Below are 14,596 nucleotides of genomic sequence, written 5' to 3' on the forward strand. Positions count from 1 at the left end.
ATGATCAGCATGAACGAGACCGCGACCCGGCTGCTCCTGGTCGCCGTCGTCGTCCTGCCGCTGCTGGGCGCGGTGGCCGCGCTGCTGCCCGCGCCGCCCGGCCTGCGCGGCCGGCACGGCCCGGACCGCGACGTGCTGCGGCACGGCGTCACCGTCACCGGGCTGGTGTTCGTGGCGACCCTGGTGCTGGCCGCCGCGTTCGACCACGACGACCCGGGAACGATCCAGGCCGAGACCGACAGGAGCTGGATCCCGGCGCTCGGCATCCGGCTCCACCTCGGCGTGGACGGCATCTCGCTGCCGCTGCTGGTGCTGACCGCGCTGCTGACGTTCCTGTGCGCCCTGCACAGCTACTTCCGGCCGCCGGACGGCCCGCGACCGGCGGCCTTCGTGGCGCTCCTGCTGCTGCTGGAGGCCGGGACGCTCGCCACGTTCGCCGTGCTCGACCTGATGCTGTTCTTCCTGGCCTTCGAGACGGTCCTCGTCCCGATGTACTTCCTCATCGCCCGCTGGGGCGGCGCCGGACGGACGGCGGCGGCCTGGAAGTTCGTGCTGTACACCGTGCTCGGCTCGGTGGTGATGCTGCTCGGTCTGCTGCTGATCGGCGTGCGGGCCGGCACGTTCGACATGGTCGCCCTCGCCGAGGCGCACGGCGACGGGCTCACGCACACCACGCAGCTCCTCGCCGTCCTGGCGCTCGGCATCGGGTTCGCGGTCAAGACGCCGATGTGGCCGCTGCACAGTTGGCTGCCCGACGCGCACACGGCCGCCCCCACCACCGGTTCCGTGCTGCTGGCCGGGGTGCTGCTGAAGATGGGCACCTACGGGCTGGTGCGTATCGCGCTGCCCATCGCGCCGGAGGGCATGGCGACCTTCGCGCCGTACCTCGGCGCCTTCGCCGTGGCCGGGATCGTCTACGGCTCGCTCGCCTGCCTGGCCCTGGTCCGCCCGTCGCCCGACCACCCCAGCCGGAAGGGCTCCGCCCTGCCCCGCTCCCGGGGCGCGGGCGGCGACCTGAAGCGGCTGGTGGCGTACTCCTCGATCGGCCACATGGGCTTCGTGCTGCTGGGCGTCGCGACCCTCACCCCCACCGGGGTGAACGGCGCGCTCTTCGCCAACGTCGCGCACGGCCTGATCACCGGGCTGCTGTTCTTCCTGGTCGGCGCCCTGAAGGAACGGACCGGGACCACCGACCTGGACCGGCTCGCCGGGGAGAACGGCGCCGCGCTGTACGGGCGGTCGCCGAGGTTCGGCGGGCTGCTGGCGTTCACCGCCGTCGCCTCCCTCGGGCTGCCGGGGCTGGCCGGGTTCTGGGGCGAGCTGCTGGCGATGGTCGGCGCGTTCGACCCGGCCGCCGGGCTCAGCCGGCCCGCGTTCCTCACCTACCTGGCGGTGGCCGCGTTCGGCACGCTGCTGACGGCCGCGTACATGCTGCTCGTCGTCCGCCGCGTCTGCATGGGCGAGCGCCCGTCCGGCGCGGACACGCCACCCGACCTGCCCGACCTGCGCGGCTACGAGTACGCGGCCTTCGTGCCGCTGGCCGCGCTCACCGTGCTCGCCGGGCTGTGGCCCGCCGTGCTGCTCGACCTCACCGATCCCGCCGTGCAGAGCCTCCTGCCGGGAGTCGTTCCATGAACCTCGTCCAGACCGTCGACTGGGCGGTCATCGCGCCCCCGGTGATCGCCGCCGTCGCCGCGGTCGCCCTGCTCGTCGCCGACCTGTTCCTGCCCGCCGCCCGCAAGGCGCTCCTCGGCTGGGGCGCGGCGGCGGCGCTGGCGGTGGCCCTGCTCGCCCTGCTGCCGCTGCGGGACGGCGACCGGGCCACGTTCTGCCTGCCCGGCGACCCGGACCTGTGCTCCTACGCGGCGGACCGGTTCGCCGTCACCGTCCAGTTGCTGGTGCTGGGCGGCGCCTTCCTCGCCGCGCTGCTGTCCATCCCGGAGACGGAGGACGGCGCGGTGCCGGGCGGTGAGTTCTGGTTCCTGCTGCTGTCCTCGGCGGCCGGTGCCGCGCTGCTGCCCGCCGCCCGCGACCTGGCCACCCTGATCATCGCCCTGGAGGTCACGACGCTCCCGGCGTACGCGCTGGTCGCGCTGCGGCGCGGCGGCTCGGCCGGGCCCGAGGCGGCGCTGAAGTTCTTCCTGTCGTCCGTCACCGCCACGGCCGTCGGGCTGCTCGGCGTCAGCTTCGTCTACGCGGGCGCCGGCAGCCTCTACCTGGAGGGCATCGCGGCGGGCCTGCCGACGGCCGACCCCCGGCTCGCCACGCTCGTCGACGCCGGGGTGGCGCTGACCCTGGTCGCGTTCGCGTTCAAGGCGGCGGCGGTGCCGTTCCACTTCTGGGTGCCCGAGACATACGTCGGCGCCCCGCTGCCGGTGGCGGCCTATCTGTCGGTGGTCGGCAAGATGGCGGGCGTCGCCGGTCTCGTCCTGGTCACCACCCTCGCCTTCCCCGGCTACGGGGACCTGTGGGGGCCGGTCGCGGGCGTGCTGGCCGGGCTCACCATGACGGCCGGGAACGTCGCCGCGCTGCGCACCGACCCCGAGGCGCCGCACAGCGCGGTCCGGCTGCTGGCCTGGTCCTCCATCGGGCAGGCCGGTTACCTGCTGGTCCCGATCGCCGCCTCGGCGTACGCGACGGACACGATCGGCACGGCCGTGGCGTACGCCCTGATGTACGGCGTGGTGAACCTCGGCGCGTTCGCCGTGGCCGCGCACGTCGCGCGGCAGCGGTCCGCGCACCGGATCGCGGACTACCGGGGGCTGTACGCGCGGCAGCCGGCCGCCGCGCTCGCCCTGGCGTTCTTCCTGCTCTGCCTGGCCGGGCTGCCGCCGGGGATCATCGGGCTCTTCGCGAAGGTCGCGGTCTTCGAGACGGCCGTCGACGCCGACCTCGGGGTGCTGGCGGTGGTGATGGCGGTCAACGTCGCCGTCGCCCTGTACTACTACCTGCGCTGGACGGCGTACCTGTTCCGCGGGCCCGCCGCGACCGAGGCCGGACCGGGGGAGACCGCCGGGTCCGGACGGCCCGCCGCGCCCCTGACCGGCGCGATCGTCCTCGCCGCGCTCGTCGGTGTCGTCCTGTCCGGAGCCCCGCAGATCATCCTCACGTTCGCCTCGGGAGCGATGCTCTAGGGGCGAGGCGTGCGGGGCGTGAGGGGAACGGATTTCCCCCGTATGGCGTTGTGCCCATCGGGAGTGTCCACTGTTGGTGGAAGGAACTCCGACATCCGGCTCCCTTCCGGACACCCCCGCCTGCGCTACCTGGAGGGCACACCGTGCACCGCCGGCACAACGGACTGAGGACAGCCGCCCTGCTCGGCGGCATGTCCGCGCTGATCCTGGTCATCGGCAGCTTCTTCGGCCGGACCGGACTGGTCATCGCCCTGCTGATCGCGCTGGGCACGAACGGCTACGCCTACTGGAACAGCGACAAGCTCGCCCTCCGCTCCATGCGCGCCCGCCCGGTCAGCGAGTTCGAGGCCCCCGAGCTGTACCGGATGGTCCGTGAGCTGGCCGGACAGGCCAGGCAGCCGATGCCCCGGCTCTACATCTCCCCGACCGAGGCCCCCAACGCCTTCGCCACCGGCCGCAACCCGCGCAACGCGGCCGTCTGCTGCACCGAGGGCATCCTGCGCCTGCTGAACGAGCGGGAGCTGCGCGGCGTCATCGGCCACGAGCTGAGCCACGTGTACAACCGGGACATCCTCATCGCGTCGGTCGCCGGCGCGATGGCCTCGGTCATCATGTTCCTGGTCAACTTCGCGTGGCTGATCCCCTTCGGCCGCGACGACGAGGACGGGCCCGGCATCTTCGGGATGCTGCTGGTCCTGATCCTCGGCCCGGTCGCCGCCTCGCTCATCCAGCTCGCCGTCAGCCGCTCCCGCGAGTTCGAGGCGGACGCCTCCGGCGCCCGGCTCACCGGCGACCCGATGAGTCTGGCCAGCGCCCTGCGCAAGCTGGAGGCGGGCACCCAGGCCCGCCCGCTGCGTCCCGAGCCCCAGCTCGAAACGGCCAGCCACATGATGATCGCCAACCCCTTCCGCAGGGGCGAGGGCCTGGCCCGGATGTTCTCGACGCACCCGCCGATGGCCGAGCGCGTCGCCCGGCTGGAACGCATGGCGGGCGGCCGGTTCTGACGCCATGCTGTGGGCGTGAAGACTCTTCTGAACCTGATCTGGCTCATCTTCTCCGGCCTGTGGATAGCCCTCGGTTACGCCGTGGCGGGGCTGATCTGCTTCGTCCTGATCGTCACCATCCCCTTCGGCATCGCCTGCTTCCGCATCGCGGGCTATGCGCTGTGGCCCTTCGGCTACACGGTGACCGAGCGCCGGGACGCGGGCGTGGCGTCCGGCGTGGGCAATGTGATCTGGCTGATCGTCGCCGGTATCTGGATCACTATCGGCCATATCGTCGCCGGGATCGCGTTCTGCGTCACCCTCATCGGCATCCCGTTCGGCATCGCGCACTTCAAGATGGTGCCGGTCTCGCTGATGCCGCTGGGCCGCGAGATCGTGCCGACGAGCGACCCCTACCCCCGCTACCGCTGGTCCTGAACCCCCGGCCCCCCGGCCGCTCAGCCGGCCTTGGCCGCCGCCCGGCGCTCGCGGATGATCCGCACGCCCTCGTGAATGCCGGCGAGCGCCAGGGCCAGGCCGAGCCCGAGGACGACGCCGCGCAGCGGGTTCTCCTCGAACGCCGCGCCGCCGATGAAGCCGATCATCGCGGAGTAGACCGCCCAGCTCACGGCCGCGATGGCGTCGTAGGCGGAGAACAGGCGCAGCGGGTACTTGGTGGCCCCGGTCGTCAGGGTGGCGGCGGTCCGGCCGCCGGGGATGTACCGCGCGATGATCAGCATGATGCCGCCGCGCTTCTCCAGCATGTGCCCGACGTGGTCGTACGCCTTCCGGGTCCGCCCCTCGGGTTTGAGCCGGGCGTAGATGCGGTCGCCCGATTTCCGGCCTATGAGGTAGGAGATGTGGTCCCCGGCGAAGGCGCCGAGCGCCGCCACGATGATGATGAGGGCCAGGTTCGGATTGCCGTCCGCCGCCGCGAAGACCCCCAGCGTGACCACCAGGGTCTCGCTGGGCACCACGGGGAAGAAGCCGTCGAGTTTCGCGACGGCGAAGAGAGCCACATACACCCACGGGGTGGCGATGAAGCCTTCGATCGCGTCGAGGATGGCGTTGTCCACGGGCACAGCCTAAACCGCCGGTCCCTACAGCCATCCGTTGCGCCGGAAGCCCCGGTAGAGCAAAAAGCACGAAACCAGGATCACGGCCCACACCAGCGGATAGCCGAACGACCAGCCCAGTTCCGGCATGTGCTCGAAGTTCATGCCGTAGACGCCGCAGACCATGGTGGGCACGGCGATGATCGCCGCCCACGACGTGATCTTGCGCATGTCCTCGTTCTGCGCCACCGTCACCTGCGCCAGGTTGGCCTGGAGGATCGAGTCGATGAGCGCGTCGTAGCCGGTGACCTGGTCGCTCACCCGTGACAGGTGGTCCGCGACGTCCCGGAAGTACCGCCGGATGTCCGGGTCGATGATCGGCAGCCCGTTCTCCGACAACTGCTGGAGCGGCCGGTCCAGCGGCGCCACGGCCCGCTTCAGCTCCATCAGCTCGCGCTTCAACTGGTAGATCTGCCCCGGATCGCCGCCGCGCCCCGGGATGTCGGCGAAGACCGACAGCTCCACCTCGTCGATGTCGTCCCGGACCGCCTCGGAGACGTCGAGATAGTGGTCCACGACATGGTCGGCGATGGCGTGCAGCACGGCGGACGGCCCCTTGGCCAGATGCTCCGGATCCGCCTCCAACTGCTCCCGCAGCGGCCCGAGCGAACCGTGGCCGCCGTGCCGGACGGTGACCACGAAGTCCTTGCCGATGAAGATCATGATCTCGCCGGTCTCCACCACCTCGCTGGTGGCGGTGAGCTGCGCGTGCTCCACGTACCGGACCGTCTTCAGCACCATGAACAGCGTGTCGTCGTACCGGTCGAGCTTCGGCCGCTGGTGCGCGTGGACCGCGTCCTCCACGGCCAGCGGGTGCAGCCCGAACAGGTCCGCGATCCCCTCGAACTCCGCCTCGTCCGGCTCGTGCAGCCCGATCCACACGAACCCGCGCCCGGGCCGCCTGCGGACGTAGGCCAGCGCCTCCTCGGGCGACCGGTGGCCGTCCTGGCGGACCCCGTGGCGGTAGGCCGCGCAGTTGACGACGGCGGTCCCCAGGGGCGACCGGGCCGGATGGCTCAGATCCACCTTCCTGACCGCCACGTTCTCCGGGCGCCCCAAGGGATGCTGAATGGCCTTGCGAAGGTTGCGCATGACGGACACGGGGACCTCCTGAGATCAGCGCCAGTCTATGAATGCCTGCGCTCCGGCGTCTGACCTGGGAAGGCCGCTTCATGCCCCTTCCGTGCCGATATCAGGTCCCGCCGATCGTGGTCCCCGCCACCGTGCCGGTGATGATCACCGTCAGCGCCACGTCCGCCGCGTCGAGCACCCGGCGCACCGCCGGCGGCGCCCACTGCCCGCGCGCCACCTCGGCCATGGACTTCTCCACCACCCGCCGGTCGGCAGCGGGGAACGCCAGCCGGTGCAGCCTCGCGCCGTGGAGCAGCCCGATCAGCGCGGCCGTGCGCTCGTCGGGCACCTGCCCGCCGAGCACGACACCGGTCAGCCGCTCCCGCAGCGCCGCCTCCACCGATCCGTCCGCCTCCGGATACCGTCGCACCGGAAACAGGCCCAACACCTTCCGGACCTCCTCGCGCACCAGCCCGCGTTCCTTCAGGCCGTCACCCGCCCCGGCCACCGCGCTCTTCAGCAGGCGGCGCATCCACGGCTCGGTCCGCTCCGGCTTCTCCTGGCCGGCGATCTCCGCGAGCCACGCGTCGACAGCCGGGACACCGACCGGGGACGGGTCCCGGACGGCGACCACGTCGTCCGTCATGTCGATCCGCCCCGCGAGGGCCAGCTCCACCAGCGACGCGGCGGCGATGGCCCACGCCACCCGCGTCGATTCCCGCTCGGCCCCCGACTCGTCGTCCAGCGACAGCAGCAGAAGCTGCTCCCCCAGCGTGATGTCCATTCCTCACGGCTCCCCTCTGGCCATGTGCCGGACGTTGCCCGCACCCGGGGAAGCCGTACCCACCCGCCGGTGGGGCGGACACCCCGCCGGACCCGGCGGCGGGGGTGCGCCTAGCGGTAGTTGACGAACTGCACGGCGAAGTCGAAGTCGGCCTCCCGCACCAGCCGCTGCACTTCCTGGAGCGCGTCCCTGCTCTTGGAGCTGACCCGCAGCTCGTCGCCCTGCACCTGCGCCTTGACGCCCTTGGGGCCCTCGTCCCTGATCAGCTTGGTGACCTTCTTGGCGTCCTCGGTGGAGATGCCCTCCTTGACGGTGGAGTACAGCCGGTACTCCTTCCCCGACGCCTGCGGCTCGCCCGAGTCGAGCGCCTTCAGCGAGATGCCGCGCTTGATGAGCTTCGACTGGAAGATGTCGAGCACCGCCAGGGCCCGCTCCTCGGCGTTGGCCCGGATCTCGATCCGCTCCCCGGACCACGCGATGGACGCCCCGACGCCGCGGAAGTCGTAGCGCTGGGAGATCTCCTTCGACGCCTGGTTGAGCGCGTTGTCGACCTCCTGCCGGTCGACCTTCGAGACGATGTCGAAACTGGAGTCGGCCATGGTGTCTTCAGGCTCCTCGTACTCGGGCTCATCGGGCTGGTCGGCGCACAGCCTAGCCACCCGCTACCCCGAACCACCCCGCACAACCGAGTGGCGGACCACCCCCCGCGATCAGGTATCGTTTACCGCGTTGCGAGGCGGTGTGCCCGAGTGGCCAAAGGGAGCAGACTGTAAATCTGCCGGCTCAGCCTACCCAGGTTCGAACCCTGGCGCCGCCACCCGACGAAGAGGGCCCCTGACCTGCGAATCAGCAGGTCAGGGGCCCTCTTGTCATGGGGCGAAGCCGCCGGGCGCGCCTGCCGGTTCAGCCCGTGAGGGTGTTGAGCCAGCCGGTCAGCAGACGGTTGACCTCCTCGGGGCGTTCCTGCTGGATCCAGTGGCCGCAGCCCTCCAGGAGGTGAGAGGCGGTCAGGCCGGGGAGGGTGGTGGGGAAGGCGTCGACAGCGTCGGCCATCCAGGTGGTGGAGGCGTCCAGGGCGCCGCCGATGAACAGGGACGGCTGCTTGATCGGGGCGCCGCGGTGGGGGGCGAGGTCCTCCCAGTCGCGGTCCATGTTGCGGTAGCGGTTGAGGGCGCCGGTCAGGCCCGTGCGCTCGAACTCTCCGGCGTAGACGTCGAGGTCGTCCTCGGTCAGCCAGGCCGGGAGGACGCCGGAGGGGAAACGGTCACGCAGCCGGCCGCCGTGGGCGACGAAGTGCGGGTCGGGCTCGCCCCGGGCGGGCATGGTGTCGGCGGACAGGGCGGCGTAGAGGCCCGCGAGCCAGCCCCGCACGTCCGGCTCGATCTCCGTCTCGGCGCGGCCGGGTTCCTGGAAGTAGGAGACGTAGAACTCCTGCCCGGCGCCGCCGATCCGGCCGAACACGTCGGTGGGGCGGGGGCCGCCGGGCGGCGCGTACGGGACGCTCAGCAGGGCGACGGCCCGGAAGATCTCGGGGTGGAGCAGGGCGGAGGTGGCGGCGATGGTGGAGCCCCAGTCGTGGCCGACGACCACCGCGTTCTCCTCACCGAGGGCGCGCACGAGGGCGACGTTGTCCTCCACCAGGTCCAGCATCCGGTAGGCGTCGATCGCCGCGGGCTTGGAGGAGCGGCCGTAGCCGCGCACGTCGATCGCCACCGCCCGGTAGCCGGCCGCGGCGAGGACGGGGAGCTGGCGGCGCCAGGAGTACCAGGACTCGGGGAAGCCGTGCACGAGCAGGACCAGCGGGCCGGTGCCCTGCTCGACCAGGTGCAGGCGCCCGGCCGGGGCCTCGACGGTGCGGTGGCGGGGCGCGGCGGAAGGTTCGAGGTGCATGGGGGCTTCTCCTCGGCTCGCGGGTGGACGCGGGTACGCACCGATGATGCGGCGCGGCGACCGTCCGCCGCGATCACCCTTGCCACTCTGGCAAACTCGCAGCAGAGGATGGTGGAGCGGCACGTCCGGAAGGGGGCGCAGCGGGTGACAGGCGACGACGTGGCCGACACGCCGGCGGCGATGGGCCCCCGGTTGCGGGCCGCGCGCGAACGCCGCGGCTCCACGCTCACCGGCGTCAGCCGCGCGACCGGTCTCTCCCCGAGCACGCTGTCGCGGATCGAGACCGGCCGGCGCAAGCCCACCCTGGAAGCGGTGGTGCGGTTGGCGAAGGAGTACGGCGTCTCCCTGGACGAGCTGGCCGGCACCGCCCCCGCCGCCGAGCCCCGCACCCCCGCGCGCCGGCGTTCCGGCGACGACAAGGCGGTGCTGCCGCTGACCCGGTACGTCGGGGGCCTGCACGCCCACAAACACGTCCTGCCCGCCGTCCAGGAGCCGCCCGCGCGGCCCCGGCAGGTCTCCCACGACGGCTGGGAATGGCTGTGCGTCCTCTACGGACGGCTGTGGCTCGCACTCGGCGACCAGGACCTGGTCCTGAGTGCCGGGGACGTCGCCGAGTTCGACACCCGCAGTCCCCACGGGCTCGCGAACGCCGGCTCCGGCGGCCCGGTCGAGTACCTGATCATGTTCGGGCCGCAGGGCGAACGCCTGCGACCGCGCACCCCGCCCGCCCCCAGCGCCCGGTAGCGGGCAACGGACGAACGGCCTCAAGGCTCCGGTCGGGCCCCTCGGCGGTGGGCCCGGCGGTGGACCAGGGGAGCGCCCCCCGCGTTCCCACGCCGCTCCCGGGTCCGGTCAGATGTCGATACGGCGGAACTCGATCCGTTCGTACGGCCCGGCGGTGCCCGTCTCGAAGAGGACGCCGGTTGTGCCGTCGGCCAGCACGACCAGCTCCGAGTACGCCGCCGAGTCGGACGACAGCGTCAGGACCTCGGTGAACGTCCCGCCCCCGTCGTCGCTGCGCCACACCGTCAGCGCCCCCCGCGCGTCCGGGTCCGACGGGCCGGTGAACAGCAGCGGGCCGCCGTCCGGCCGGACCACGCTGCCCTGCACCACCGGCACGGCGTCGAGGTCGCCCTGCGCCGCGTACCCGCCGCCCTCCAGCGTCTCGCCGCCGTCCGCCGAGTACGCGCCCGCGCGGTTCCCCGGACCCGCGCCGTTCTGGTCGCGGGCGCTGAAGTACAGCCGCCCGTCGGGGAGTTCCGCGACGGACGACTCGTTGGCGTTGATCGTCCCGTCGTACGAGCCGTCCACGTACCCGATCCGCCAGGTCTCGCCGCCGTCGTCGCTCAACAGCGCGTGCGCCCCGTAGTACCGCGGCTCCTCGCCCGTGTCGTCCGAACCGGCGGGCGGCGCCGCCGAGTGGTTGGCGGGGATCACCAGCCGCCCCGCGTGCTCCCCGGCCGTCAGCGCCACGCCGTGGCCGGGACCGGTCGCGTACCAGCGCCAGTCGGGAAGCTTCACGTCCGCCGTGATCTCCCGCGGCGCGGTGAACGTCCGGCCGTCGTCGTCACTCGTCTGCGTGAAGACCCGGCGGCCGTCCTCCGGCGCCGTCGCGCCGCGCATGATGTCGGCCTCGGTCACCCCGCCGCCGTTGAACGACGTCAGCAGCACCACCCGTCCGGACGCCGGATCGACCACGGGCGCCGGGTTTCCCCGGGTGTCGCCCGCGCCCGCCGCCACCACGGTCAGCGGCTCCCACGTGCAGCCGCCGTCCAGCGAGCGCCGGACCACCACGTCGATGTGCCCGGAGTCGCCCGCGCCGCCGACCCGGCCCTCGGCGAACGCCAGCAGCGTGCCGTCCGGCGTCGTCACCGCGGCCGGGATGCGGTACGTGTCGTAGCCGCCCTCGCCCGCGGCGAACGGCACGGACGACACGCACGCCGCCCGGGAGGAGCCGGGCCCGGAATCCGTCATCACCCTCACCACCGTCGCCGTCACACCGACCGCGGCCACCGCCGCCGACACCACGAGTACCCGTCTGGCCCGGGAGGAGCGGAACATGCCCGGACCTTAGCCCAGACGGACCAACGGGCACCCGGCGAGCCGCGCGGCCTCAGCCCGGCGGGCGGGGCAGGACCGCCGCCACCGCCTGCGGGATCGGCGTCCCGCCGTTGGTCAGGTCCAGCGTCAGCCCGGCCGTGCCCGGCGTGTCCAGCAGCGCCATCAGCACCGCCGCCACGTCGTCCCGGGTCACGTCCCCGCGCGGCGCCTTCTCCGCGAGGTGCACCCGGCCCGTGCCGTGCCCGTCGGTCAGGCGGCCGGGCCGCAGGATCGTCCAGTACAGCCCGGAGCGGGCGCGGATCTCGGCGTCCGCGGCGCTCTTGGCCCGCAGGTACGCCGCGAACACCGGGTCGGTGCCAGGAGGCGGCTCCCCGTCCGCGTTCATGGACGACACCACGACGAGCCGCCGCACCCCGACCCGCTCGGCGGCGTCCGCGAACAGCACGGCCGCCGCCCGGTCCACCGTGTCCTGCCGCGCCGCCCCGCTCCCCGGGCCCGCGCCCGCCGCGAAAACGGCGGCGTCGGCGCCCTCCAGGTGCCGGGCCACGTCGTCCACGCCCGCCGACTCCAGGTCGCAGACCACGGGCTCGGCCCCGGCCGCGAGCAGGGCCCCGGCCTGGTCCGGCCTGCGGATCAGCCCGGCCACCTGATCCCCGCGCCCGGCGAGCAGCCGTTCCAGGCGGCGGGCGATCTTGCCATGTCCTCCAGCGATCACTGTGCGCATGGCCCCGACCGTACGCCCGCCCCGCGCCGACGGCCCTATCCGGTCGCCTGACGGGGCAGCGCCGGCCCGCCGGGCGGCGAGGGCGGCGGGTCGCCGAACTCCCGCACCGCGCTCGGCCGTGCCACGATCCGGCCCCGGTGGATCACCAGCCGGCTGTACGCCAGGGACAGCGCCTCCGCGACCGTCTCGCCGCGCACCGCGAGCAGTTCGGCGGGGAACCCCGCGTCGATCCGCACCTCCGGCAGCCCCAGCGCGCCGCGCGCCCGCCCGCCGCCCGCCGCGTGCGCCCCGCCCGCGCCGCCCCCGCCCCGCGGGGCCAGCAGGAACGCGGCCTCCAGCGGATCGCCGCGCCCCACCGGGTTGGCCGCGTCCCGCAACGCCCCGCCGCCCGCCACGACGCGGACCCCGGCACCGGTGAGCAGCCGCACCGGCGTCGTCGCCCGTACCGGCCGGTGGCCCGGTGAGAGCGCGCACGGGCCCTGCGGCACGCAGACCACGGTGATCCCGGCCGCCGCGAGCCGGTCGGCGGCGCGGGCCGCCACGGCCGGGGGCAGCAGCGACAGGCCGGTGCAGGGGCCGATCGTCACCCCGGGCCGGTGCGCGGCGGCGGCGGACGCCAGCCGGGCCAGCCGAGCCGGGTCGTCGCCCTCGGTGTGGAGGTCCACGGCGCGGCCGTGCTCCCCGGCGACGTCCAGCAGGACGTCGAGGGACCCGGCCGGGTCGGGGTCGAGGTCGGGGCAGCCGCCGAGCGCGTCGGCGCCCAGCTTGGCGGCGTCCTGCGTCTGGGCCCGGTTGTCGGCGCCGGCCAGGCCGGTCAGCAGCCGGGGCGCGGCCACGGTGGACAGGTCCGCCAAGCCGCGCAGCGCGCGCCGGGCGTCCAGGACGGCCTCCAGCGCGGTCAGCCCGAGCGCGTCCCCGACCCGGACGTGGCTGCGCTGGGCGGTGGCGCCGTGCCCGAGCTGGGCGAGCGCCGCCTCGGTGACGCGGCGGCGCAGGTCGCCCGGGGTGTCGGGCGGTGGCGCGGTCCCCGTCCCGGCGGCGGTCAGGGCCGTGTCGTGATGGGCGTGCGGCTCGACGGGCGCGGGCAGCAGCAGGTAGCCGGTGAGGTCGAGGCGCGCCCCGCCGTCCCCGTCCGGCGGGGACAGGCTGCCGGGGGTGCCCACCGCCTCGATCCGGCCGCCGCTCAGCCGCACGTCGACGGTCCGGCCGTCGACGAGCCGTGGTCCACTGAGTACGAGGCGCTCTGGCATCGCGTGCGAGCCTAGAGGGCGCTTGTCCCGGCCTTTACGGATTTCGCCTTACGGGTCAGAGCGTGTAATCTCTTGAGCGCTCGCCCCAATAGCTCAGTCGGCAGAGCGTCTCCATGGTAAGGAGAAGGTCAACGGTTCGATTCCGTTTTGGGGCTCTGAGGTGTGAGGTCTCCCTCGTGTGATCGCGGGGACCGCCCACCTCGTGGCGGCGTAGCTCAGTCGGTAGAGCAAACGGCTCATAATCGTTGTGTCACCGGTTCAAGTCCGGTCGCCGCTACGTCACGTAGCCGATTACAGGGTTGGCCCTCTGATCGGCTACTCTCTCTGTGTTCAACCAGTGTTAAACCCGTCCATCCGTCAAGGAGCACTCACGTGGCTGCCACCGACGTCCGCCCGAAGATCACGCTGGCCTGCGTGGAGTGCAAGGAGCGGAACTACATCACCAAGAAGAACCGGCGCAACGACCCGGATCGCCTGGAGATGAAGAAGCACTGCCCGCGTTGCAACTCGCACACGGCTCACCGCGAGACGCGCTGACCGTCCAGAGAGCCGAACCATGGTTCGACGTCGAGGCCGCCCCCGCACCGGGGGCGGCCTCGACGCTTCTGTCGTCGCGCGCGGCGGCGGGGAAATGACAGGCCGACAGCCCGGGATGAGGATTTCCGCCCATGCCCCTTGATCAGTCCTTCGCCGGGCGGAGCTATCCGCCCACCGAGCCGTACGAGGTCGGCCGGGAGAAGATCCGCGAGTTCGCCGAGGCGATCGGGGACCCGAACCCGGCGTACACGGACCCGGAAGCGGCGAGGGCGCTCGGACACGAGGACGTGATCGCGCCGCCGACGTTCGTCTTCGCGATCACCTTCCAGGCCGCCGGGCAGGTCATCCAGGACCCCAAGCTGGGCCTGGACTACGCCCGCGTGGTCCACGGCGACCAGCGGTTCGTCTACACCCGGCCGGTGCGGGCGGGGGACCGGCTCACGGTCACCTCGGTCATCGAGACGGTCAGGTCCATGGCGGGCAACGAGATCCTCGACGTCCGCGGCGAGGTCCACGACGCCGCCGGGGAGCACGTGGTCACCGCGTACACCAAGCTGGTGGCGCGCCAGAAGGACGACGGGGAGGACCGGGCATGACGGCCCAGATCGCCTACGCCGAGGTCGCGACCGGCGACGAATTGCCCTCGGCCGTCTTCCCGGTCACCCGCGAGACGCTGGTGCGCTACGCGGGCGCCTCGGGGGACTTCAACCCGATCCACTGGAACGAGCGGTTCGCCAAGGAGGTCGGCCTGCCGGACGTGATCGCGCACGGCATGTTCACCATGGCCGCGGCGATCCGGGTGGTCACCGACTGGGCCGGCGACCCGGCGGCCGTGGTGGAGTACGGCGTGCGGTTCACCAAGCCGGTCGTGGTGCCCGACGACGACACCGGCGCCCGGATCGAGGTCTCCGCGACGGTCGCCGCCAAGCTGGACGACGAGGCCCGGACGGTCCGCGTCGACCTGATCGCGCGCAGCGCGGGGCAGAAGGTCCTCGGCATGGCCCGCGCGGTGGTCCGCCTCGCCTGACGGCACGGCACGCCCGGCCC

15 protein-coding genes, 3 tRNA genes and 1 pseudogene are annotated in these 14,596 nt (G+C 73.1%); 11 read left to right on the forward strand and 8 right to left on the reverse strand.

What is annotated here, in order from left to right; genetic code table 11:
• From BN2279_RS22870 to BN2279_RS22885, 4 genes are all read left to right on the forward strand, one after another.
• Positions 1-1,635 carry a complex I subunit 4 family protein gene (locus tag BN2279_RS22870; protein ID WP_059012805.1) on the forward strand — a complete coding sequence of 545 codons (1,635 nt, stop codon included), beginning with the start codon at positions 1-3 and terminating at the stop codon, positions 1,633-1,635.
• The gene (locus BN2279_RS22875; RefSeq protein ID WP_059012807.1) at positions 1,632-3,134 is read left to right on the forward strand and encodes an NADH-quinone oxidoreductase subunit N; all 1,503 of its coding nucleotides are present in this window, start codon (positions 1,632-1,634) and stop codon (positions 3,132-3,134) included. Before BN2279_RS22870 ends, BN2279_RS22875 begins: the two co-directional genes overlap by 4 nt.
• Positions 3,135-3,277: 143 nt before the next feature.
• Positions 3,278-4,138, forward strand: coding sequence for a zinc metalloprotease HtpX (htpX, locus tag BN2279_RS22880; protein WP_059012809.1), 861 nt, complete (start codon positions 3,278-3,280; stop codon positions 4,136-4,138).
• A 15-nt stretch (positions 4,139-4,153) separates the two neighbouring features.
• Positions 4,154-4,555, forward strand: a complete 402-nt coding sequence (locus BN2279_RS22885; RefSeq protein WP_059013611.1) for a YccF domain-containing protein — start codon at positions 4,154-4,156, stop codon at positions 4,553-4,555.
• A gap of 20 nt (positions 4,556-4,575) precedes the next feature.
• Here the strand turns inward: BN2279_RS22885 and BN2279_RS22890 are convergent, their stop codons facing one another.
• From BN2279_RS22890 to BN2279_RS22905, 4 genes are all read right to left on the reverse strand, one after another.
• Complete coding sequence (locus tag BN2279_RS22890; protein ID WP_059013612.1) at positions 4,576-5,193, reverse strand: DedA family protein; 618 nt, start codon at positions 5,191-5,193, stop codon at positions 4,576-4,578.
• A 24-nt stretch (positions 5,194-5,217) separates the two neighbouring features.
• Entirely contained in the window at positions 5,218-6,324 is a 1,107-nt protein-coding gene (gene corA, locus BN2279_RS22895; protein WP_059013613.1) for a magnesium/cobalt transporter CorA, read from the reverse strand.
• 100 nt (positions 6,325-6,424) lie between these two features.
• Positions 6,425-7,087 carry a GOLPH3/VPS74 family protein gene (locus BN2279_RS22900; protein ID WP_059012811.1) on the reverse strand — a complete coding sequence of 221 codons (663 nt, stop codon included), beginning with the start codon at positions 7,085-7,087 and terminating at the stop codon, positions 6,425-6,427.
• A 110-nt stretch (positions 7,088-7,197) separates the two neighbouring features.
• Positions 7,198-7,686 (reverse strand): YajQ family cyclic di-GMP-binding protein, encoded by a 489-nt coding sequence (locus BN2279_RS22905; RefSeq protein WP_059012813.1) that lies wholly within the window; start codon positions 7,684-7,686, stop codon positions 7,198-7,200.
• A 136-nt stretch (positions 7,687-7,822) separates the two neighbouring features.
• On the opposite strand from BN2279_RS22905, the gene BN2279_RS22910 reads away from it, so the two are divergent.
• Positions 7,823-7,904, forward strand: a tRNA-Tyr gene (locus BN2279_RS22910).
• Positions 7,905-7,990: 86 nt separating this feature from the next.
• Here BN2279_RS22910 and BN2279_RS22915 read toward each other — a convergent pair.
• Positions 7,991-8,977 carry an alpha/beta fold hydrolase gene (locus tag BN2279_RS22915; RefSeq protein ID WP_059012815.1) on the reverse strand — a complete coding sequence of 329 codons (987 nt, stop codon included), beginning with the start codon at positions 8,975-8,977 and terminating at the stop codon, positions 7,991-7,993.
• A 144-nt stretch (positions 8,978-9,121) separates the two neighbouring features.
• Between BN2279_RS22915 and BN2279_RS22920 the strand changes: the two genes are divergently transcribed.
• Positions 9,122-9,721, forward strand: a complete 600-nt coding sequence (locus BN2279_RS22920; protein WP_104531125.1) for a helix-turn-helix domain-containing protein — start codon at positions 9,122-9,124, stop codon at positions 9,719-9,721.
• Between the two features lie 108 nt (positions 9,722-9,829).
• Here BN2279_RS22920 and BN2279_RS22925 read toward each other — a convergent pair whose 3' ends face one another.
• The 3 genes and pseudogenes from BN2279_RS22925 to BN2279_RS22935 all read right to left on the reverse strand — a co-directional run.
• Positions 9,830-10,951, reverse strand: a complete 1,122-nt coding sequence (locus BN2279_RS22925) for a sialidase family protein (RefSeq protein ID WP_234348095.1) — start codon at positions 10,949-10,951, stop codon at positions 9,830-9,832.
• Between the two features lie 139 nt (positions 10,952-11,090).
• Positions 11,091-11,762: an NAD(P)H-binding protein gene (locus BN2279_RS22930; RefSeq protein ID WP_059012821.1), complete on the reverse strand. Its 672-nt coding sequence runs from the start codon at positions 11,760-11,762 to the stop codon at positions 11,091-11,093.
• Between the two features lie 19 nt (positions 11,763-11,781).
• Positions 11,782-13,012, reverse strand: a pseudogene (locus tag BN2279_RS22935) (amidohydrolase family protein); the annotation flags it as partial.
• 82 nt (positions 13,013-13,094) lie between these two features.
• Here BN2279_RS22935 and BN2279_RS22940 point away from each other — a divergent pair.
• From BN2279_RS22940 to BN2279_RS22960, 5 genes are all read left to right on the forward strand, one after another.
• Positions 13,095-13,167 (forward strand) — tRNA-Thr (locus BN2279_RS22940).
• Between the two features lie 49 nt (positions 13,168-13,216).
• Positions 13,217-13,289: transfer RNA gene (locus BN2279_RS22945), tRNA-Met, on the forward strand.
• Between the two features lie 95 nt (positions 13,290-13,384).
• Complete coding sequence (gene rpmG, locus BN2279_RS22950) at positions 13,385-13,549, forward strand: 50S ribosomal protein L33 (RefSeq protein ID WP_006604855.1); 165 nt, start codon at positions 13,385-13,387, stop codon at positions 13,547-13,549.
• 131 nt (positions 13,550-13,680) lie between these two features.
• Positions 13,681-14,145, forward strand: coding sequence for a MaoC family dehydratase N-terminal domain-containing protein (locus BN2279_RS22955; protein ID WP_059012826.1), 465 nt, complete (start codon positions 13,681-13,683; stop codon positions 14,143-14,145).
• On the forward strand, positions 14,142-14,576 hold the full coding sequence (locus BN2279_RS22960; protein WP_059012827.1) for a MaoC family dehydratase: 435 nt from the start codon (positions 14,142-14,144) through the stop codon (positions 14,574-14,576). Before BN2279_RS22955 ends, BN2279_RS22960 begins: the two co-directional genes overlap by 4 nt.
• Positions 14,577-14,596 lie beyond the last annotated feature (20 nt).

The sequence above is a fragment of the Streptomyces specialis genome (assembly GCF_001493375.1).
GTDB lineage: Bacteria > Actinomycetota > Actinomycetes > Streptomycetales > Streptomycetaceae > Streptomyces > Streptomyces specialis.